This is a genomic window from Candidatus Dependentiae bacterium (assembly GCA_026389015.1).
Taxonomy (GTDB): Bacteria; Babelota; Babeliae; order Babelales; family Vermiphilaceae; genus JAPLIR01.
On record JAPLIR010000024.1, the window covers coordinates 20,661 to 42,451 of the forward strand.

General features: G+C 39.3%; 18 protein-coding genes. 11 read left to right on the forward strand and 7 right to left on the reverse strand.

Going from position 1 to position 21,791, the window contains the following annotated elements:
- Positions 1 to 78: 78 nt before the first annotated feature.
- The 11 genes from NTX86_04355 to rpsT all read left to right on the forward strand — a co-directional run bounded on the left by NTX86_04355 (position 79) and on the right by rpsT (position 11,328).
- Positions 79 to 516: a hypothetical protein gene (locus NTX86_04355; GenBank protein ID MCX5922529.1), complete on the forward strand. Its 438-nt coding sequence runs from the start codon at positions 79 to 81 to the stop codon at positions 514 to 516.
- Entirely contained in the window at positions 471 to 1,349 is an 879-nt protein-coding gene (locus NTX86_04360) for an HD domain-containing protein (protein ID MCX5922530.1), read from the forward strand. Before NTX86_04355 ends, NTX86_04360 begins: the two co-directional genes overlap by 46 nt.
- 33 nt (positions 1,350 to 1,382) lie before the next feature.
- Entirely contained in the window at positions 1,383 to 4,226 is a 2,844-nt protein-coding gene (locus NTX86_04365; protein ID MCX5922531.1) for an ankyrin repeat domain-containing protein, read from the forward strand.
- Positions 4,227 to 4,566: 340 nt separating this feature from the next.
- Positions 4,567 to 5,250 (forward strand): MotA/TolQ/ExbB proton channel family protein, encoded by a 684-nt coding sequence (locus NTX86_04370; GenBank protein ID MCX5922532.1) that lies wholly within the window; start codon positions 4,567 to 4,569, stop codon positions 5,248 to 5,250.
- Between the two features lie 9 nt (positions 5,251 to 5,259).
- Positions 5,260 to 5,676: a biopolymer transporter ExbD gene (locus NTX86_04375; GenBank protein MCX5922533.1), complete on the forward strand. Its 417-nt coding sequence runs from the start codon at positions 5,260 to 5,262 to the stop codon at positions 5,674 to 5,676.
- Entirely contained in the window at positions 5,645 to 6,541 is an 897-nt protein-coding gene (locus NTX86_04380) for a TonB C-terminal domain-containing protein (protein ID MCX5922534.1), read from the forward strand. Before NTX86_04375 ends, NTX86_04380 begins: the two co-directional genes overlap by 32 nt.
- Positions 6,542 to 6,552: 11 nt before the next feature.
- Positions 6,553 to 7,980, forward strand: coding sequence for a hypothetical protein (locus NTX86_04385; GenBank protein ID MCX5922535.1), 1,428 nt, complete (start codon positions 6,553 to 6,555; stop codon positions 7,978 to 7,980).
- A 108-nt stretch (positions 7,981 to 8,088) separates the two neighbouring features.
- Positions 8,089 to 9,921 (forward strand): ATP-dependent zinc metalloprotease FtsH, encoded by a 1,833-nt coding sequence (gene ftsH, locus NTX86_04390; protein ID MCX5922536.1) that lies wholly within the window; start codon positions 8,089 to 8,091, stop codon positions 9,919 to 9,921.
- 17 nt (positions 9,922 to 9,938) lie between these two features.
- Positions 9,939 to 10,733: an inositol monophosphatase family protein gene (locus tag NTX86_04395; GenBank protein MCX5922537.1), complete on the forward strand. Its 795-nt coding sequence runs from the start codon at positions 9,939 to 9,941 to the stop codon at positions 10,731 to 10,733.
- An 82-nt stretch (positions 10,734 to 10,815) separates the two neighbouring features.
- Positions 10,816 to 11,019, forward strand: a complete 204-nt coding sequence (locus NTX86_04400; GenBank protein ID MCX5922538.1) for a bL28 family ribosomal protein — start codon at positions 10,816 to 10,818, stop codon at positions 11,017 to 11,019.
- A gap of 27 nt (positions 11,020 to 11,046) precedes the next feature.
- Complete coding sequence (gene rpsT / locus NTX86_04405) at positions 11,047 to 11,328, forward strand: 30S ribosomal protein S20 (GenBank protein ID MCX5922539.1); 282 nt, start codon at positions 11,047 to 11,049, stop codon at positions 11,326 to 11,328.
- A gap of 114 nt (positions 11,329 to 11,442) precedes the next feature.
- Here the strand turns inward: rpsT and NTX86_04410 are convergent, their stop codons facing one another.
- The 7 genes from NTX86_04410 to NTX86_04440 form a co-directional block, all read right to left on the reverse strand.
- Positions 11,443 to 12,003: an ankyrin repeat domain-containing protein gene (locus NTX86_04410; protein ID MCX5922540.1), complete on the reverse strand. Its 561-nt coding sequence runs from the start codon at positions 12,001 to 12,003 to the stop codon at positions 11,443 to 11,445.
- A gap of 30 nt (positions 12,004 to 12,033) precedes the next feature.
- Complete coding sequence (locus NTX86_04415; GenBank protein ID MCX5922541.1) at positions 12,034 to 12,549, reverse strand: hypothetical protein; 516 nt, start codon at positions 12,547 to 12,549, stop codon at positions 12,034 to 12,036.
- Between the two features lie 44 nt (positions 12,550 to 12,593).
- Complete coding sequence (locus NTX86_04420; protein ID MCX5922542.1) at positions 12,594 to 13,055, reverse strand: hypothetical protein; 462 nt, start codon at positions 13,053 to 13,055, stop codon at positions 12,594 to 12,596.
- 103 nt (positions 13,056 to 13,158) lie between these two features.
- Positions 13,159 to 14,916, reverse strand: a complete 1,758-nt coding sequence (gene mrdA, locus NTX86_04425; GenBank protein MCX5922543.1) for a penicillin-binding protein 2 — start codon at positions 14,914 to 14,916, stop codon at positions 13,159 to 13,161.
- A gap of 6 nt (positions 14,917 to 14,922) precedes the next feature.
- Positions 14,923 to 15,846: a tyrosine-type recombinase/integrase gene (locus NTX86_04430; GenBank protein MCX5922544.1), complete on the reverse strand. Its 924-nt coding sequence runs from the start codon at positions 15,844 to 15,846 to the stop codon at positions 14,923 to 14,925.
- A 14-nt stretch (positions 15,847 to 15,860) separates the two neighbouring features.
- Positions 15,861 to 18,596, reverse strand: a complete 2,736-nt coding sequence (locus tag NTX86_04435; protein ID MCX5922545.1) for a sigma 54-interacting transcriptional regulator — start codon at positions 18,594 to 18,596, stop codon at positions 15,861 to 15,863.
- Between the two features lie 249 nt (positions 18,597 to 18,845).
- The gene (locus NTX86_04440; GenBank protein ID MCX5922546.1) at positions 18,846 to 21,560 is read right to left on the reverse strand and encodes a sigma 54-interacting transcriptional regulator; all 2,715 of its coding nucleotides are present in this window, start codon (positions 21,558 to 21,560) and stop codon (positions 18,846 to 18,848) included.
- Positions 21,561 to 21,791 lie beyond the last annotated feature (231 nt).

Consider the following 21,791-nt stretch of genomic DNA (forward strand, 5'->3'; position numbering starts at 1 on the left):
CATTCAGCATACTCGTTGCAATTAATAGTGCTATAATGGTACATAAATAAGAAACGTCTTAACAAAAAAGTGGTATGTATGAAAAGTATAAAAATCTCTTCTCAACATCAGCAAGCGCTCCAAGAAGTGTTGATAAAATACTATCCTGTACGCGATATTATTACTCAGATTGATCAACAAGGTGGACGAGTATTCCTGGTAGGTGGTGCCGTGCGCGACGTTTTGTTGGATCGTGTTATCAAGGATTTAGATATCGAAGTGCATGGTTTATTACTCTCGCAGCTTGAAGAAATTTTGCGTCACTACGGGCCGGTGAGTTTAGTAGGCAAATCATTTGGTGTATTGCGTTTGCATGTGCTTGATGTTGATTGGTCATTACCGCGTACTGACAGTAAGATTTACACAATAAAATTTTGCGTGCGCCCGATTCGGCACTGTTTGCTGAAGATCCCCTACGATTTTTCCGTGTTATGCAGTTTGTTGGTCGCTTTGAAATGGTGCCCGATGTTGCATTGAACGAGCTATGTAAAACAATGGATATAAGCGGCGTATCGCGTGAGCGCATTGAAGTTGAGTTTGAAAAATTATTTTTAAAATCAAAGCGACCATCATTAGGCATTCGTTGGTTGCACAGCATTGGTCGTCTTCATGAAGTGTTGCCAGAAGTTGCTGCATTAGTTGGCGTGCCGCAAGAACCTGATTGGCATCCAGAAGGCGATGTGTTTGAACACACGATGCAAGCGGTCGATGCAGCAGCAGAAACAGAGTGCGACGCGGCAAAAAAACTTATTATAATCTATGCGGCTTTGTGTCACGATCTTGGCAAGGCAACTACCACAAAGCTTATTGATGGAAGATTGCGAAGCTTTGGTCATGCCGATGTTGGCACAGAATTGGCAAGAACAATGTTGCATCGCATTACGCATAACGTTGCATTGATTGATTCTGTTTGTTTATTGGTGAAGTATCATTTGTTGCCCGGTGAATTTATTGCCAGCGACGCATCACGTGCTGCGTATAAGCGCTTGGCACGTAAATTGGCACCAGATCTCAACTTGCAGATGCTTGCTGATGTTGCACGAGCCGACAAACGTGGGCGTAATCCTTATGGGCCGGAGCCGTTAATGGCTCCAGTCGAAGATATAGATAAGTTCTTAGAACGTGCGCAAGAAGCACAGGTTAAAGACCATAGCGAAGAGCCTGCATTACAAGGGCGTGATTTAATTGATCAAATCCAACCAGGTCCCGCAATGGGCGAATTATTAAAAAAGGCCTATGAGACTCAGATTGAAGAAGGCATTCAGGACAAGGAAGTTTTGAAAAAGCGCGTTCTTGAAAATTTATCGTAGAGTAATTTTTATTTTTAAAAAAAAGGAAGCCGTATGAAGTTGAGCAAAATACTTACTGTATTCATTATGATGCAGGTGTATGCCATTACTATTTTTGCTGCACAAAAATCAACGGTATCTACGGTGACTGATGCAGGGCAATTAGTTACCAAAAAATCTGAGCAAACTGTATTGAGTAAGAAGTTAGATGAACTTAAAACAGCAATCGACAAGAAGGATATGGAAGCTGTTGCAAAATTAGTACCTGAGGTTGAAAAGATTAAACAAGAAACTATCGTTGATAAGCGTGTTAAAGATGCTTTAGCTAAAACAAGGGCTGATCTTGTTTCTGCAGCTAAGAAACTATTACAAGATAACAAACATCAAAGGCCCGATAATCAACATAATGTTGCCATATGGTTAGATAAAAGTGAGTCAGGTAAAGGTCTGATGACCTACATTGTTGCCTTTGCATTCTGTGATGCTCGTTATCCCATGATTTTAAGCAATTTTTTATTACATTCATTTTTTACGTCTGAGATTGATGAGGTTAAAAGGGTGCAACAGGCTGTATTAGATAGTTTTAAGGAAAATGGATGGTCGGTATATAAAAATAAATCAGAAGATTTTTACCTGTTTATTCCTAAATCCTATTTGACTGATAAACAACTACAAGAAGATCCTAAAAAAAGTGGATTTAATATTAAGGATCTTATCAAAATATCTGATCCAATGGATTTTAAAAATATAAAAATTGGTTCGGATAGGACTGCGCCGATTAATCTTGATAATTTATTTGCATTGTTTATTCAAAGTAAAGATGAATCGGCAGGTATGTGGAATATCTATCTGGAGGGGCATGGAATATATTCAAGAAAGCTTGAAGCTGTAATTGATTCTGGAGAATTACCAACGCAATTTTCATCATTAAAAATTGCCGATTATGATGATGCATCAATAGCAGGGCTTAAGTTGCCTGCCTTTAGAAAGATGATACAATTTTTGGTGCATAACATTAATACCAATTTTTTGTACTATTTGACATGTCATGGTGGAGGTTATAATGCGTTATTACCATTTGCTTCTACTCTTGTTACTGAAAAGGGTAATATTTTAGGGCTGGGAATAGAAGAACCTGATTTTGTTATTGTTAATGGATCTATAGGAGAAGATTCGGTTATAACTTCGGTATCTAAGAAAAATATCGATCTATGTGTGGCGTGTTCTAAGGATAGGGACTGTTTAGACAAGAATTCTTACTCACTAGCGGGATTATTTAATGCACTCAATACATTTTCTTACACTATAGGTGTTAAGCCGACTATTTTCAAAGATGAGGAATTAATCCATATACTAACACCAATAACGATTAGGGGGAGCTTCCTTAGAGTTAGGGAAGATGTTTCGAATCTTCCTCAAGTTATGTTCCCCAAAAGCAAAATATTTCGTGCGGTGAATCTGAAGGGTGTCTACACCATTACTAATGCCTTAGCCGCAAGTCGAGCATTAGAAAAGAAGCCCATCGTTATTGGAAGCGAAAGAGTTCTTCTCTACGCGAGAAATCTTTATGAACTTACGGTTGAAGGCTTTTCTAACGCGAGTATTTTGTCGGTACTCCCCTATATTTCATTGCATAAAATTTCTACATTGAATATTGAAGAGCGCCGTTCTATTGATGAATTAGTAGGGCTGTTTTTTGGTATAATCTATAAATTTCCAAAGTATTTTTATATTGACATGGTTAATTTTCACAAAGATTCTATGAAAATTAATAATATGTTGATCAGGATGCAGGGATTTGAGGCACATGTTATTTATAGGACTGTTGATGATAAGGTGTATTATGACATCTATGGAGCAGATGAAGAAGTTAAATATGTCACGAAAAAATCGAGCAAATTATTGTCAAAAACGGAGCTTCAAGAAAGTAAAAACAAACAAAAAAGTGAGATAATAAAAGATCAGTTCATTTCAACTGTTATAGAATATTTTCAACATAACGAAGTTAAAAGATTTTTTAATTATGACACAATTTTTTCCAAGCTTCTATCGTCAGATGAGCTAGTTGTTGTTTCCCAATATGTAAATCCTATAGCTAATGTAGAGTTGTCTGAAATAGCATCTTGGGAAAATAGATTGCTTCAAGCTGCCTCATTTGATATTAAAGCGATAGAAACATTGTTAAATAGGCAAGATATTATAAAATCTGGTGCTAATCTTAACGCAGTGGATGAGTTGGGCAATACCGCACTTATCTTGTTAGCGCGACAGGATGAAAAGAAGAATACAATAATCATACCTTTGATCAAAAAAATGATTAAAATGGGCGCGGATGTAAATTTATCAAGTGAGGATAAGACTGCGCTTAAGGCAGCGGTTTTGCAAGATAACGCAGGTATAGTACAGGCATTAGTTGATGCTGGCGCTAAAGTTGATAGCTCTACATTCCTGTTAGCAATTCGCCGAGGTATTCAGACTATTGTTGAGATGTTGATTAAAGCTGGCGCGGATGTAAATGTCAAAGATAAAGATGGCAATTCGCCACTCGCAGTTGCTGTTTTATCTAACAATAAAGATATTGTTGAAATCCTGATCAGAGCAAAGGCAGATGTTAAAATTAATAATCGTAGGGGACAACCAGTTCTTAGCGATGCTGTTACACAAGGCGATAAAGATATTGTTGGCCTCCTACTAGGATCTGGTGCTGATGCAAATACCAAAAACAAAAACGGTCGTTCGGTGCTCATGCAAGCAGTAGAAAAAAATGATGCAACCCTTGTGAGCATGCTGATTAAGGCCGGAGCAGATGTCAACGCTAAGGATTTGCAAGGTAGAACAGCAGCTAATTTTGCCACAACTCCTGAAATTAAACAGCTATTAGAAAGTGCTTCAAAGTAATAGTTGCAGGGACGCGACTTGATTGATCAAATCGAGCCAGGTCCGGCCATGGGATTATTATTAAAAAAGGCGTATGAGATTCAGATTGAAGAAGGTATTCAGGATAAAGAAGTGCTGAAAAAGCGTGTTCTTGGATAGGAAGTCTTAAAGTAGACAAAAGGTATGCCTTGGTCAAATTGCCAGGGCGTACCTTTTTCATTTCCATTGCATGAGGTCATCATGAGCATCACGAGCATTAATGCATGATTTTATTTTCGTATGTTCTTTTAAAAAAGATACAGGGTGTGATACACTGTGCGTAGTTAAGCGTATAAAAAATTATAGATGCAAAGGATAGTATATGATAATGGGAAATGCGATTTGGCAGTTGATAGCACAATCAGATGCCGTGAGTAAGTTTGTATTGTTAGTGTTGTTAGGTATGTCTATTGCGTGTTGGACAGTGTTTTTGTACAAGCTTGTGTTGTTACGTTTGAAAAAACGACACATGGACAAAGCGCTTGATCTTATAAAAGCAATGCGGACGCTTGATGATATGCTGGTGGTGGCAACTCAGTTGCATAACACCATGCCTGGCTATTTTCTCTCAAAAAATTTAAGCTTTTTAAAATCAATGATAGAGCTGAATAAAGAACGTGGCAGAACTGAATTGAGCCAGCAGGATTTTGAATTATTCCAACAACATATGTATCAAACGGTTGATGATATGGTCTACAGCGATGAAGCTTATGTGCCACTTCTTTCAACCTGTGCAGCAGTTTCTCCTTTGTTAGGATTGTTTGGTACGGTTTGGGGCTTAGTTCACTCGTTCGTTCGTATTAGTGAAAAACAATCTGCTGACATTGCAACCGTAGCTCCTGGTATTGCAGAAGCATTGATCACCACCTTGGTTGGTTTAATCGTAGCAATTCCTGCATTAATCATGTTTAACTACATTCAAGTGCGCGTGCGTGAACTTGAACAACATTATAACGCATTAGCTGACAGAGTTGGTTTTACGATACAACGTTTATTGCTCAAATAGGAGGGGCTGATGGCTTTTATACGTAGAAAAAGAAAAACACCTTCGGCATTACACGATATTCCGTTAACACCGCTTATCGATACCGCATTGACGTTGCTTATCATTTTTATGGTGACGACTCCCATGATGCAAAATGCGATTAAAGTGACGTTGCCCGACGGTCAAGCCAAGGAAGATGGCGGCGCTAAACAAGATTTAATTGTGTATATCGATAGCCATGAAAAATTATTTTTTAATGGCATGCCGGTAACTAAAGATAGTTTAGTAGGCGCTGTTAGACAAAAAATTGGCAACGATACGCAAAGTACGGTTTTTGTAAAAGCAGATCAATCGGTGCGCTATGGCCATGTTATACAAATTGTTGATCAGCTGAAAGTTGCGGGAGGCGTTCGCTATGTGGCTTTGGCTACAAAAAAAGTTGCCTAAAGTTCTTACGCTTTGGGCAAAATTATTTATTTTCACGACCGGCATACATGCTGGATTACTCTTTGTTATGTTGTTTATGTATAAGGGTGATTCGGCGCATTATGCGTTTTCTATTAATCAAGCGATTGATGCTGATGCGGTCGTAGTTTTTTTGCCGCTGCAAAAGAAAGTTTACAATGCACCACGTGGCAAAAAAGGTGGTAGAGGGAAATCTGCTTGTGCTGCGCAAGCAAAGCCTGTAGCAAAGCCGGCAGCGCCGGTTGAAAAAGCTGCAAAGGAAACAACAGTAGCTACGCCTGCAGAACCAAAAAAAGTAATTGCGCCGAAAAAAAGCAAAACAGAAACAGCACAAGATGCTACTAGTAAAAAAGACAAAGCAAAAAAAAATAAGCAGGAAAAAGTAAAAGTTCCAGAGAAAGTAAAAGAAAAACTTGTAGAAAAAGTTGTAGAGAAACCCGCAGAAAAAGTGGTAGAAAAATTACCAGAAGAAGAACTAAAAAAAGAAGAGCTCCAGCCACTTGTTGTGCCAGATATGGCAGCAACGGGTACGCAAGAATCATCGACAGAGGGCGATGGATCGCCTAACATTCGATATGTTGGGCAGGATGATTTAGATGCAATGTATATGCAAGATGCGGTGATTCAAGAAGTTGCACAGCATTGGCGACCTCCGGTTGGTATATCAAAAGATCGTGTATGTGTTACTACTATTACCATTGATTGGAATGGTAAAGTAAAAAAAATTAAGATTGATACACCATCGGGTGTTCCTATGTATGATATTTCAACGCGTTCGGCAGCTCTTGCTACGCAGTATCCAAAAAGCCTTTGGGGCAAAGAATGTACCATAACTTTTAAACAATAAATGAGATACCTATGAAAAAAACAACAAAGAGTTTATTAGGAAAGTCTTCGACAAAGCTCAGACAGGACGGCGAGAGAGATTTTCTTAAGCCGTCCTCCCTGAAGGCAGCGCTTTTGCGCGTACTTGAAGGGGCAAAAGTTTGGGTATTATTCGTTGGTATGGTTAGTGCTGTAGCGATGCCGATGAGCACTGCCCAAGAAACACAATCGCCAACGTTTGCAATAAGTGTTGCGCCAAAGGAACATGCAAAGCTCTCTTTGTTCTTGGGAGTCGTTGGTGCTATGACTCCAGCATTGCGCGACATGGTGGCGATAATAAAAAAAGATCTTGAATTTAGTGGTCAGTTTGCTGTTGCTGTGCATGAAATCAAAGCATTGCACACAAAGAATGAGATTACTAAACTGTTTGAGCAGGGATATTCTCTGGCCGTATTTTTAAATGATACACCGGCTCACGATGGTGTTGAATGGCGTGTGTACGACACAACGCAGGTTGTTATGCTCAAAGGGTCAAAGTATACCAAGCGTGGCACCGTGCCTCGTGGGTGGGCGCATAATGTATCCGATGTCTTATGGTCTGTGTTGACAGGCGACGAAGGATTTTTCTCCACCAAGCTTGCCTATTGTAAAGATATGCATCGTCCTAAAAAAAGGATGGTCAAATATATTTACGTTGCTGATTATGATGGCTCCCATGAGCAGGAGTTGGTTACGTTGCCAACGGTGAGCGTTGCGCCGCGTTGGAATAATGACGTTAAGTCCCCACTGCTGTTTTATTCAGAATATACTAATGCAAACGTACGTCTTGTGGGCGTTAGTATGAATAAAAAAAGAAAAATAGCTTCTAATTTTGATGGTATTAATATGTTGCCAGCATTTTCTAAAGACGGTAAGCATGTGGTCTATTGCGCATCGCATGGCGATGGTACTTGTCAATTGTATTACCACGACAAGGGTGCCTTTAGAAAAATAACCAAAAATAATGGCAACAACGTGTCACCAACGTTTTCTGCAGATGGCAAAAAGATATTCTTCTGTTCTGATTTCCAGACTGGCAAGCCACAGGTCTATTGTTACAATATAGAAACAGATAATCTTGACCGTTTAACGCATGGTGGCTATTGCGCTGCGCCAAGCTATTGCTCGCGTCATTGCAAGCTCGTGTATTCAAAAATTGTGGGTGGGACAATGCAGTTATTTTTATATGATACTAAGCATCAAGAGCATACCCAGTTGACCTTTGATAGTGGCAATAAAGAAGAATGCTCGTGGTCACCATGCGGCAACTTCTTATTGTTTTCTGTCGAGCAGGGAGAAAAAAGCCGCATTGCTATGTTGAATATTGTGACGAACGTGAGGCGTTATATTACCTCTGAAAAACAGGTGTGTAGCTATCCTGCATGGTCACCGACGTACGAAGAATTTCCTATTGTTGCTTAATAGCGTGTGCGTTTTTTACTATCGACAGGATAAGCCACTTTTATTATACTTAAAGGTAATAGTTGATAGCACTAATGATTTATTTCAAATGAACAGGTAGTATATTTTATGAAAATGAATAAAAATAAAAACACCCCGATGTTTCAGGGTGGTCCAAGAAACATTCTTATCCTAGCACTTCTTCTTTTGGGAGGCATGCTTCTTTTACACGAATTTACCGATTATGCACGTCAGATAAAAACTATTTCTTATGATACTTTTATTAAAGAAGTTGAACAGGATAAAGTTAAGGCAGTTCGCTTGACTGGGCTTGATGCAACCGGTGTCTTTAAGGACAACTCTCATTTTGAAGTAGTGGTTGGCAACAATCCAAAAAACTGGGATGTATTAAAAGAACATAATGTTGAAGTCTGGGTAACCAGTCCTGCTGGTCAGATGAGCATGTGGTATATTTTGCCTCTGCTTCTTTTATTAATGACCCTATGGGCTATTTGGTATTATATTCGTCAATCACGTGGTGGTTCTAATGGCGGTGGTGGCGGTGGCAACATCTTTAATATGGGTAAAAGCAAAGCTAAAATGTTTATGCCTTCGACTATTAAAGAAACCTTTAATTCGGTAGCCGGCAACCAAGAAGCAAAAGAAGAATTGCATGATGTGGTTGATTTCTTACGCAACCCAGAAAAATATAAACGACTTGGTGCTAAAATTACTCGCGGTGTCCTTTTGGTTGGTGAACCAGGTAACGGTAAAACCTTACTGGCAAAAGCTGTTGCGGGTGAGGCGAACTGCCCATTCTTTAGCATCAGCGGTTCTGATTTCATTGAAGTATTTGTGGGTGTTGGTGCTGCTCGTGTTCGCGATTTATTTGCTCAAGCGCGTAAGCATTCACCAAGCATTGTGTTTATTGATGAAATTGATGCAGTCGGTCGTCACCGTGGCACTGGTATGGGTGGCGGACATGATGAACGCGAGCAAACCCTTAACCAGTTATTGACAGAAATGGATGGTTTTCAAACGGTTGGTGGTGCGGTTATTGTTATGGCAGCAACCAATAGAGCTGATGTATTAGACAAAGCATTGCTTCGTCCAGGTCGTTTTGATAGACGGGTAGAAGTTCCGTATCCTGATTTGATGAGTCGTGAACAAATTTTAAGATTACACGCACAAGCAGTTAAGATTGATCCTTCAGTGGATTTGTCCAAGATTGCTCGTGGTACTCCAGGATTTACTGGTGCCGATTTAGCTAACCTTATTAATGAAGCGGCTATTAATGCATCGAAATTTAATCAAGACCTTATTACTATTAAAGATTTTGAAGAAGCGCGTGACAAGATGTTGCTTGGCAAGGAACGCAAAAGTGTGGTGTTGTCTGAAGACGATCGTCGCGAGACGGCATTCCACGAAGCTGGCCACGCATTGGTGCGTTTGTTATCGCCTAATTCTACTGATCCGTTACATAAGGTAACAATTATACCTCGCGGTGGCGCTCTTGGCGTAACTCATTATTTACCAGAAAGAGAAAAATATATTACGACTAAAGAAGAACTCTTGGCATCTATCGATGCAGCATTAGGTGGTTCGGCGGCAGAAGAGCTTGTCTTTGGCAAACGAACGACCGGTGCTTATTCAGATTTCAAAGCGGCGACTGATATTGCCCGTAAGATGGTATGCTTCTATGGCATGTCTGATTTGGGTCCGGTTGTATATGGTCAACAAAATAGTGATTATCCGTATTCGCAAGCGACTGCGGAGAAAATAGATGTGGAAGTTCAAAAAATATTGAGCGCTTCCCATGCAAAAGCCCTTGAAATGTTGAGATTGAATCGTGATAAATTAGACTTGTTGGCCACCACATTGGTTGAAAAAGAAACGCTTTTTGCGGGTGAAATTTATGAATTGCTCGGTATCGCACCGCGCACTGAGCATACATTCTCCTAATAAAAGGACGTTTTTATATGATTCATCAAGAACGTGATTTAGCATTAGAAGTAGCCCCGATCCTTAAAAAGGCCGGGGCTCTTGTCCTTTCATACTTCCACAAAAATCTGACTCGAACCGAGAAATTCGACCACGGTGCGAGCTCCGGGTTTGTCACTGAGGCAGATCTGGCCAGCGAGCAGTATCTTATTGAGCAGTTACGGGGTGTGATTCCTGAGGCGCATGTTTTTGCGGAAGAGTCGGGAAATGTTGGCGAAAAATCAGACTATTGTTGGGTTATCGATCCTTTGGACGGTACCACCAATTTTGCCCATGGCCTCCCCTATTTTTGCATATCAGTTGGGTTAACCTGTAAGGATAAGCCGGTCTTTGGTATGATTTATCAACCACTGACAGACGAACTTTTTTATGCAACGGTGGGAAAAGGGGCCTTTGTTAATGGCGTACGGTTGGCAACGTCTCAGGAAGCTTTGAATAAAAGTGTGATTGCCATTGGTTTGCCCTATGCAAAAAACACCGCTTACGCCCATTTGCTTGAAAAAGCTCCTTTTATTGCCCGCCAAGTTTATGCGATACGACATTTTGGGGCTGTGGCCTTAGACATAGCGTATGTGGCATCCGGGCGCCTAGAAGGGGTCGTTTTTGAGGATTTGGGATGGTGGGATGTCGCTGCAGGCATCGTTCTAGTGCATGAAGCGGGTGGATTCTCGAGTGATTTTGAGGGGATAGAGGTCGGGCCTGCCTATAGGTCGTTTTTGGCCGCTGGGAACCCAGAAGTATACAAAAAGTTGTTTTTATTACTAAAACCTTAGGTTTAATTTGAAAAAATCAGCTTTTCTAGTATACTTTTAGTAAACAAATTGTTGCTATTGGTGATTGAAAGGTTTTAGATACATGGCACGCATCTGCACAGTATGTGGCAAACGTCCACAGGTAGCTAATTCAGTAAGTAACGCAAATAACAGGGTTAAACATTGGGTTTATCCTAACGTACATTCCATGCGCTATACCACGGTGGGTTGCCCATCAGGTACCGTAGCACGCGGAAACGTATGTACTAAATGCGTAAAAGCTGGAAAAGTTCAAAAAGTTGTATAGTTGATAGATTAATACAAGAGGTTTACTATGCCTAATATTAAGTCGGCAAAAAAACGCGCTTTACAAGGTGAAGCACGTAGAAAGAAAAATTTGGCTCGTAAGTCTGCAGTGAAAACTGCGATTAAAAAAGTATTGACTGCTTTGAGCGCAAATGAAGAAATGTCAGTAACCAAAGAATTATTGCGTGCGGCAGAAGCTACTATAGCTCGCGCTAAATGCAAGGGTATACTGCACTGCAATACTGCAGCTCGTAACGTCAGCCGTTTGGCAAAGAACGTTGCAGCTAAAGAAAAAGCACAACAGGCCTAATCGGCTATTCTTATATGTATCCTGAAAAGGTGCATATCGGGTTAATTCAAAAATAAAAAAGCGATCGGAATAAAATCCGGTCGCTTTTTTTGGTTTAAACGTTCTTTTTTAATGTTAATTGTTGTGACGTAGTAACTTTACGCAGTCTGGGTGGTCCCACAGAGTTGCTATTCTGTGCGCCGTTTCGCCATTACTGTTTTGTGCGTTGCGATCTGCACCATGGTCCAGGAGTAATTGTATAGAGAGTGGATTGCCAGATCGTGCAGCCCAGATCAGTGCTGTATCTCTACCATTTTTTTGAATAGTAGTGTCCGATTTTTTTTCAAGAAGGAATGCGATACTTTTGTTTTTGTTAGCATGAATAGCAAACATAAGTGACGTTTTTCCATATCTGTTGTACGCATTAATGTCGGCTTGTTTTTCTAGGAGTATCCCAAGACATTCTGTGTCGCCACTAAATGCTGCATGCATGAGTGGCGTGCTATGGTAATCGTCGCGAGTATTAACATCGGCCTTGCGATTAATGAGATTGGAGGCTGCGGTGGTATCGCGCACGTTAACTGCTCGTATGAGTTCTTTATTAAGGGTTATTTGTTGGTGGTTGAGCATTGCAAAAAATGCGCTGGGCATAAAGCAGTGTGCCATGAAAATTGCTTTGGGGATGCTCTTGATCATATGTTGTTACTGCCCTTGGTTGGTCTGTCTTTAGTAGTGGTGAATTAAGTCTGCATCATAATCAGCCATATGGAATAATGGATTTTCTATTGGGCCTAATCCTGAATCTCTGCTCATGACATCAAGCAGAATCTGATGTTTTTTTGCTTGAACTTTGTTTGATTGCCCGTAAAGATAGCAATAGGTCATCCAGCTTGCAAGCCAGGCGGTTATTTTTGTGGTGAGTTCGTGACGGTTACCCGCTAGGTCTTTTGAATTAACAAGAGTGTTTCTGATCATAGGTTCAACGATAAAAGATAGTGCTATGCCTTTATTGCTCGTTATATCAGTTAAACCTTGGCCTAGTGTAGCGGTTAAGGTTCCTATAACCGCACCATGGAGCACGCCGAGGACAAAGCCCTTAAGGTTATTAGTGGGCTTTATTTCTTGAGTACTTTGCGTTGTTGGTTCAGTATTAATGATATCGGATGCTTGTATGGCACATGGAGCTGGTACTAATAAAGCGATGCTGAATGTGATAATGAGCAATTTTTTGTGATTATCCATAAAAAGTAATAGGCCTTATGGTTGTTGTGATAATTATTGATAAATTATACAAAGATATAGGGGGTGCCGTTAGGTGTTACAAATTGATATGTCTTTGTTACTTTAAGAGTTGCCCGAGATTGGTTTCTAAATATTGCGCATTTTTCTGGATAAAGGGCTGCATAGGTGAGCAAATAGCTAATCCAACTTGCACAGCGAGCATAGTATTGAACTTGCTTGGTATCTAAGTCGTTATCTTCAGCGATGTCTTGAGCAAGTTGACTTCTCATGCTTGGTTCAAGAAAATAAGAGATAATATTACCTGCAAAAGGTATCTCTAGCAGAAAGGTGGCAGCTGATAGCGTTCCCGATATTGTTCCTATGGCAGCACCATAGAGCATGTTTTTATAGCGGACTGCAGATTTTTTTTGTTGCAAGGGTGCTGAGCTTGTATTTTCATTGTCAGTGTGAATAGCCATTGAGCACGAAATCATGAGGGATAGGAGTATTAATGATCTAAAATTCATAAAAAATCTCTGATATATGGGGGTGATATTATACTATATATAAAGAGTATATCAGACGATGAGATTAAAAAAAGGGCTTATGTATAAGGGTTTTCTGATAAAATTAGCTTATAAGAGGCTCGGGTTCTTCGGCCTCTATTTTTCTAAAATCCATGAGTTTTTTATAATCAACCACAAAGTTTTTGGCAATTTCGGTGGCAGCGCGAGACGATCCAACGTTCTCTGCCATTACTACAATAGTAAGTGGGGGGTTGTTTTTATACTTTAAGTAAGCGACAAACCAGCCATGTTCCAAGTATTGGATGCCCAACTCCCGCTTGCTATAGGTGCTGATCTGTGCCGTACTGGTTTTTGCATAAATTTCAATATCTTTTACCCGACTGATTCGTATGCCGGTACCCTTGGTGACTACCGATTGCATAGATTGACGTAGAAAATCTAGGGTTGATTTTTTTATGGTGAGTGGTCGTTGTTGAATCGGCTCTTCCTGCAGAATGCGTGGTTTGACCAAATATTGGGTGAAAATACTGGAAATCATGCAGGCAACTTGAATAGGGGTCACTAATAAGAAACTTTGGCCAATTGCTGCCGAGAGTGTTTCGCCCGGCCACCAGCGTTCACCTTTGACGCGTTTTTTCCATGCCGAGGTTGGAATCAAACCATCGGTTTCAGGAAAACAAATATTAGTTTTCTCTCCCAAGCCAAAAATATGGGCGTATTCGGCTAGGGTATCGATGTCGATATGTCGTGCAATATCAAAGAAAAGAATGTTACATGATTGTGCGAGTGCTTGTTGTGGCGTAAGAGTACCGTGTCCATCACGACGCGAACAATAATAGCGTCGTTCGCAAAAGGTACTGTAGCCATGACAGGTGATGCTGGAGTCGGGTTTAAGATAGCCATTTTCAATTGCTGCGCAGGAAGTGACGAGTTTAAAGATCGATCCTGGCGGGTAGGATGAAGTGAATGCGCGATTTAAAAAAGGGTGTTTGTCTTGTAAGATGCTCCATTGCTCAGCATTGATGGGATTTAAAAATATGTTAGGATCAAAATTGGGACGCGAGACTAGTGCTACAATGGCACCATCGTTGGGATCCATGACAATAAAAGTACCTGCTTGTTGTTCGGGGAAGATTTGTTCGCAAATGTTTTGCATGTCGATATCAATGGTTGTTTCAATGTTTCGGCCACTCAGGGCTTCTTTAAGTTCAACTTCTGCTAGATTTCTACCAACAGAATTTATTTTTTTAATGGTTGTGCCATGTTCGCCCTTGAGCGTTTCTTCAAACATTTTTTCAAGGCCCATTTTTCCTTGTGGTTCAAGATTCATGGAACCAAGATAGCCTAGGATATGACAAGCAAAGGTTTTATGGGGGTAGAAACGTTTAAAGTGGGTTGCAATAGTAATGTTTTGATCGGCGGAAAATTGTTCTTGAAGTTGGCTTAATTGTTCAAAGGTTAAATCGGACGTGAGTAAGAGCTTGTGTTGCTTTTTTTCTGCCATCATAATTGTTTGTAAAATATTGATATCAGTTGTGAGTGGCTTGTCGATGATAGTAGCTATTTTTTCAAGTACCGTGCGCTGTAAGTCACTGAGAGTGGTATTACCAGTGCCGCGCCAATAAACGTTGGTCAGCGGTCGATTGGTAGCGAGTAATACGCCAGAACAATCGAGGATGTTGCCGCGTGGTGATTGTATTTTTTCAATACGGGTACAATTCTTTTCACTTTGTTCGAGTAATGCATCGCTCTGCTTAATTTGTAAATAATAAAGACGGATGCCAATGAGCATAAAACCAAGCATAATGCAAAAAGGCAAAAGGATAATTTTAGCATTGAGCGTATGAGATTGTTGTTGCATGGAGGATTAATCTTCTTTGTTAGGGAGCATACCACGTAATGGATGTTTAGTTTCGCACATTTTAGAAAGTTCTTCCAGTGAAACATGGGTATATTTTTCGGTGCTCGCTAAGGTCTTGTGGCCTAGGAGTTCTTGTACAACCCGTAAATCGGTTCCTTGATTGAGAAGATGGGTTGCAAATGAATGGCGAATCTTGTGGGGTGTAATTTTACGCTCAATGTGTAGGAATGACCGGAACATCTCAAACATTCTTTGAATTGAACGGCTGGTCAGAGGTTGGCTGCGATAGTTGAGAAACACATACTCATCAAGATTGTGTGGTGTTGGCCGTTCATGTTTAAGATATTGGTTCAACTTATCCTGTGCTTTTTGTCCAAAGAGCACCAGGCGTTCTCTGTTGCCTTTACCGCGAATGCGAATGGTCTTGTTCGGGGTGTCGATATCTTTAAAGCGTATGCCAATGAGTTCTGAGCATCGAATGCCGGTTGCATAAATGAATTCAAAAATTGTTTTATCGCGAATCGGATATTTTGTAGGCAGCTCATTATCTTGAATAGTATCGAGTAGGTGGAATATTTCATCGACACTTAAGTAGAGCGGTAATTTTTTATCAAGGCGTGGCCGTTTTAGCTTTAATGATAGAGTAATGCCGCAGGTGTGCAGAAATTTTTCGAATGATTTAAAGCAGGAGAATTTCCGTGCGATGGTATTCTTATCAATTTTTTTATAAAACAGGCTGACTAAAAATCGTTCGATGACTTGACGTACTTCCAAATGTTGTTGATCTTCCGCGCTTAATTCATGCCAGAATGTGATAAATTGGTTCAAGTCGCTCTCGTAGGCACGGTAGGTGTTATCAGCTAAGTTCTTTTCAACATGGAGATAGATTAAAAATTGCTCTTTTCTGTCTATAAACTCTGCTAGCGTCATTATAAGTTCCTTAACTATGCTAAATTATAATCCTTGCAGCGACGATTAACCGATGAGCGATTGACCCCAAGGAAGGCGGCAATTTGATTTTGATTTTTAAATTTGTTCCATAATAGACTCATGATTTTTGGATCGCGCAATGCATGCTTTCCTAAATTTGAGGCTTCAGTGAGTTCGGGGTCACTGATGGCATATGCAGGACTGAATTGCGTTTCGTTATAAATTTGGTTCTTTTTAGATTTCAAGATAAGCGCTTGATAAATTTTGTTTTTTAATTCGTGCAAGCTTGCCGGACGATTCATGAGTAATTTATTTTTTTCTTGTGGAGACAATTCGAGTAACGATTTAAAGGCTTGTGTTTTGAGGAGTTGCTCAGTAAATCCATGGATAAGGTCTAAAAATTCTTTTTCTGGAATGATACTCAGGGGTGGAAGTTCAACGGTTGTAGCGTGTAATATTTCGAACAATGACTTTGAAAAAGTATTATCGTGCACCATCATCTGGAGATTTTGTTGTGTTGAGCAGATAACGCGAACATTGCTGTTTATTTTTTGATCACTTTTTGTTACGCAATATTCACCAGTTTTCAGGTAGTCAGCGAGCATCTCCTGTGTTTCTAGATGCAAGAATTCAACGTTTTTGATATAGAGTGTTCCATTGTTATCTAACTTTTTAAACAATGGCTGAGCATTGCTGTTGCCAAATATAGGATTGACGCCGAATAATTTGATTGAGGTGTCGGTGTTTTTATCATAGGTGGCAAGGTTCAAGGTAAAAAGAATTTCCCTATTACTGGTTCGGTGCAGCAGTTCAACTGCTGGCAGCACGTCATCTTCGGGGAATTCAAGCAAGGTGGCCTTGGTGCTTAAAGCTACTTTAAGTAAATCAAATTTAAAGTGTAACAACAGTTCTTGATATCCAGGGACCATGTGATTAATGAGTTGTCCCGTTTGTGTTGTTTCTAAATAGAGTAAATAGTCCCACTTGCTAGGATCTTTGAGTTGAGTGATTTGCTTGGTGATAATGTCAGAAATTTCTGGATAATAGACGGTGATAATAACATTGCTGTGTTCTAGATTGGGTACACCGCAGAGCACTAGCTTATTGTCGTGTATGTCTCTGGTTATGATTGTTTGTGATGATTTGTACTCTTCGACTTGGCGTGCAATGAGCTTTAATGCTTGGGTGAGCGAGTGGCCTTCTTGCTTATTGATGTTGATTTGTATTAATTCTTTTGCCGTCTGATTGCCAAAAACAAAGCGTCTATTTTTATAAAAAATGATACCGATTTCTTTTTGCTTGGTGGGTCGCAAAAATGATCGGATACTTTCTTTATACAGATTGATTGTTTGGCGAGAGCTGGCCAGTTCTTCTCTGAGTTCTTTTGCTTCGTGGATGAGGGGTTCAATGTTTTGATGTTGTAACAAGTTGAGCGTATTGCTCAGATAGTTTGCAAACACTAACATTTGATCCCGTTCAATGTTGCTATAAAATTCTCTGATGCGTGTGTGTCGTTCAATAATAATATAAGCTGCTATTCTTTGTTTATCATAAATGGGTAAAAATACGTCAGCATTAATACCTTCTAAGAAATCAAGTACTTTTTTTTGATTGGGGTCTTCATTATAAAAATGAGTGAAATCAATTTCATCGTAAATGAGAATCTTTTGTTTATGAATGAAAAGGCATAGCTCTGAATCGTGGCCATTCATAAATTGTTCTACCGTATCTTCCAGCTTATGCAGGTCTTTAGCTCGGTGAAAATTGGGCGTTTGTGTATTATTGGCTCGAATACAGATCATTGTTTTACGTACGGGGATATGGAATGCTTCTTTAAAAAATGTTTGCACAATATGATCTAATTCTTGAGCGCTGTTTATTTTGCCGAGTTGTTCAAAAACATTCTTAAAGTCATCAATAAAATTAAAGGTGTGTTCAGATTGTACGTGGCTGTGGAAATTTAAAAATCGTAATCCCATAACCCGTTGCATGCAGTAATAGATGACATAAATGAGGAGTAGGGTGGAAACACTGACGGTTGTATAAACATATACCCCAAAAAATTTAAATAAAAAATGAGCGGCTTGTAAAAATTCGATTAATACATAGGGGAAGATTAAAAATTGAATAAAAGTACGGAGTTGTTTTTTTAGAATTTTAGGCACATTGGAAAAGCGCAATTTTTTGAACGTTACGTAAAGGCTCGGCATGAGAATAAGACTAAATAAATAATACACGAGATAACGCATGATAGAGATTTCTAGGGGGATACCTGCAACGAGTGTTTTTGCTTGGGCTCGTTCAAACTCGTCAATGAGGCTGTTGTCAAAAAAAGCGATATAAAAGAAATAAATACTAAAAATTGTTCCTATCAGGGTGAAGACTTTGTGTGAAGTACGGAGCTTGAAGTTTTTTTCGCTTAAACTTTCAATAAACAATGCGAGTGATTGATATTGAATAATGAGAAAGCCCCACGCAATGCGTATAAAAAAAGTTGGCAGAGCATAATTTGTATGTGGCGCCCACAATTCTCGTGTTAATTTTATAATCCAAGCAATATCACCAAACATTGATCCTATGAGGAAGCCCAGCAAAAAGAACCAAGATTTTTGAATATTGGTTGATCGAAGGCCTTGTGGAATAAGGATGCTCAAAAAATAAATTTTAACGGAGAACGCAAGGAGGATAGCCACCAATAAAAATATGGGGCTCGAGACGGTGCTGCTAATAACTTCTACTACATGTATCATAATGATTATTGATTTTAATGCGCTGAATAATTATACTACCACTCAGTATGTTATTAAAAAGATAACATGCTGACAATAATAATAACGTTTTAATTGCAAAGGACAAGCTATGTTCGGATGGCCACCACCAGCACCTGCTGTTTCATTATAATTTTTAAAGTTACGAGTGCCAGCTTTTGGACCGTAAATTTAAAATAATTTTTTTTGAGGCGAGAGAAGTGAAGCTGATAGAAATTTATGCCGGTGCAGTTAGAATAAATTATAATCTTTGCATCGGCGATTTATTGATGAACGATTCACGCCCAAAAATGTTGCCATTTTATTTTGATTTTTAAATTTGTTCCATAATAACGCCATTATTTTGGGGTCCCGCAGTGCGTGTTTACCCAGGCGTGCCGCTTGTATAATGTCCGGATCGCTTATTTCATACGCAGGATCAAACTGCGTCTCTTGATAGATTTCATTCTTTTTTGATTTCAAAATTAGTGTTTGTTGCACTTTCTCCTTTACTTCTTTGAGGCTTATAGGCCGCTGATGCGATATTTTTATTTGTTCTTGATTGGTTAATGCCAAAAGATTTTTGAAGGCATTATTTTTATGCAATGCTTGATCTGCAAAGCCTTGTGCTAAATTATGCAGTTCATGCTCGGGAATGGTGAGCAGTGACGGCATGGAGAGTGAAGTCTTTTTGAGTTCGTTAAACAAGTTTTTAGAAAATTTACCCTCTTGTGTCATCGATTGCAAATCTTGGTTGGTTGAGCAGACAATGCGGATATTGCTTGGAATTTTTTGATCACTCTTAAATACGCGATAAAAACCATAACGAATAAATTCGGCAAGATGCTCTTGTGTATCGAGCGAGAGGCATTGAATGTTTTTAATAAAGAGCGTCCCGACTTCATCGAGTTTTTTGAGTAATGGTTGTTGCGTGGCAGTTGATAAACCAAAGAGTGGGTTTATGCCAAACAGTTTTACTGCCGTATCAAAATTCTTTTCCGGACCTTCTAAATGGAGTATGTGGAGAGTTTCTCGCAAACTTATGTGATGCAAGAGCTCAACCGTTGGCAGCAAATCTTCTTCAGGCATGGAGAGCAAGGTCGCTTTTTTGCTTAATGCTGTCTTGAGTAAGTTTATTTTAAAGTTAAGGAGTTGTTCCCCTGATCCAGGAACCAGCTGATTGATGAGTTTTCCTGATTGAGTAGTCTCAAGATAGAGTAAATAATCCCATTTGCTTGGATCTTTAAGTAAATCTATTTGTTTAGTGATAATATCGGAAATTTCTGGATGATAGATGGTAATAATGACGTTGCTTTGTTCCAAGTTGGGAACACCGCAGAGCATTAATTTTTCCCCATCGCTATCGGTAATCATAGAAGATTGTGCTGTTTTGTAATCTTCCACTTGATGGGCGATTTGTTTAAGTGCTTTTGTTAGCGGATGGCCTTCTTGGGTATTAATGTTTATTTTAACCAGTTCTTTGGCGGGTTGATTGCCAAAAATAAAGCGTCTATTTTTATAAAAGATAATACCAATTTCTTTTTGTTTACTGTGTTTCAAAAATGAGCGAATACTTTCTTTATACTGGCCGACCTCAAGGTGCTTATTGTACAGCTCTTCCTTGAGCTCTTTTTCTTGGTGAATCAGAAGTTCTAAGTTTCTTGTTTGTAATAAGTGGATGATATTGCCCAAATAGCTGGTGAACACGAGCATCTCGTCTCGTTCGATGTTAGTATAGAATTCAGCGCGAGCATCTCGTTCGACAATAATGTAGGCAATCACTTTTTGTTGCTCATAGATGGGGATAACCACATCGGCATTAATGGTTTCCATAAATGCATGCATGGTGGTGATAGTTTGATTCTTTTCATAAAATTGACTGAAGGCGATTTCATCGCGAATCAGGATTTTGTTATGAGCAATAAAGGCACTAATTTCATCGTCATGAGCGTTAAAGATGTGTTCTGCATGGAGCTCAATATGGCTGATTTCCTGTTTGGCCATGTTGGTATTTTTGTTGCTGTTTTCCATATTACGCATAAAAAGCAGCGTGCGACGTAGAGGAACGTGAAACCCATCTTTAAAGAATGTTTGGGTGATATGCCCCAACTCTTGAACGGTAGTTGCATGGCTGAGTTGTTCTAATATGTCTTTAAAGTTATTGATAAAGCTAAATTTTTGATGCGCTTGTATCTGTGGTTGAGTATTCAAAAAGCGTAAGCCAATGATTTTGCGTGCACAGTAGAAGATGGCGAAAGTTAATAAGAGACTTGATATGTTTGCTATTGCATGAGCTCGAGCAACAGACATTTCAGAGTTAAAAGGGAAAATTTGGATAAAGTCTAAAGCGAGGTGGGGAATAATCAGAACCTTAATAATGATTTTAAGTTGTTGCTTTAAAATTTTTGGTAAAGATGAATCACGTAATTTCATGAGGGTATAAAACAGCGTAGAAAGCATTAACAAGAACTTTGAGTAGAGTGTAAATGCTTGTTGTATGAACGGCTGAATTGCTACTCGATCGCTGATTTGAAAGCAATTGAAATTGTATATAGCCAATCCAATAAAGGATAAGCCAAACATGCTACTTATAAATATAAATAATTTTTGGCGAATATTGAATGGTTGTGTTTTATCAATAAGACTTTCTATGAATAATGCCAATGCCTGGTATTGCACGATAAGCGCAATCCATGCAACACGAACCCATAAAGTTCTAAGTCGGTAATCAAGTGTGGGAAAGATATTGAGTATTAATTTCATTATCCATGCTGAATCGGCAATAAGTGAGCTTGCTAGTACAAAGACTAATAAAAGCCAGGAACGCTTAATGGGTTCGGTGGGATTTTTTTTAAGAAGTGCAGCAAGAATACATGCCTTTAATACATACGCTGTAATCGTAGTTATGGAAAGAAAGAGGATGCTGGCAACAATTGATTCAATTATTGATAAAAGTGTGTAAAGCATAAATTATTGATCTTGTAATAACTCTATATTATACTATCGAATGTCATAAATATATTTACTAATTATAAAATTTTATTCACTAAGGGGCTCTATGAATAGATTGTATGCAATTTTAAGTAAACTCACCCATCCGAATGTTATGTTGGTCGTAATGTTAGTGCGCATTGTTCTTGATGGCCCTCCAGTAGATGCATAATTTTATATTAATCATCCTAGCACAAAAAAGCCTTT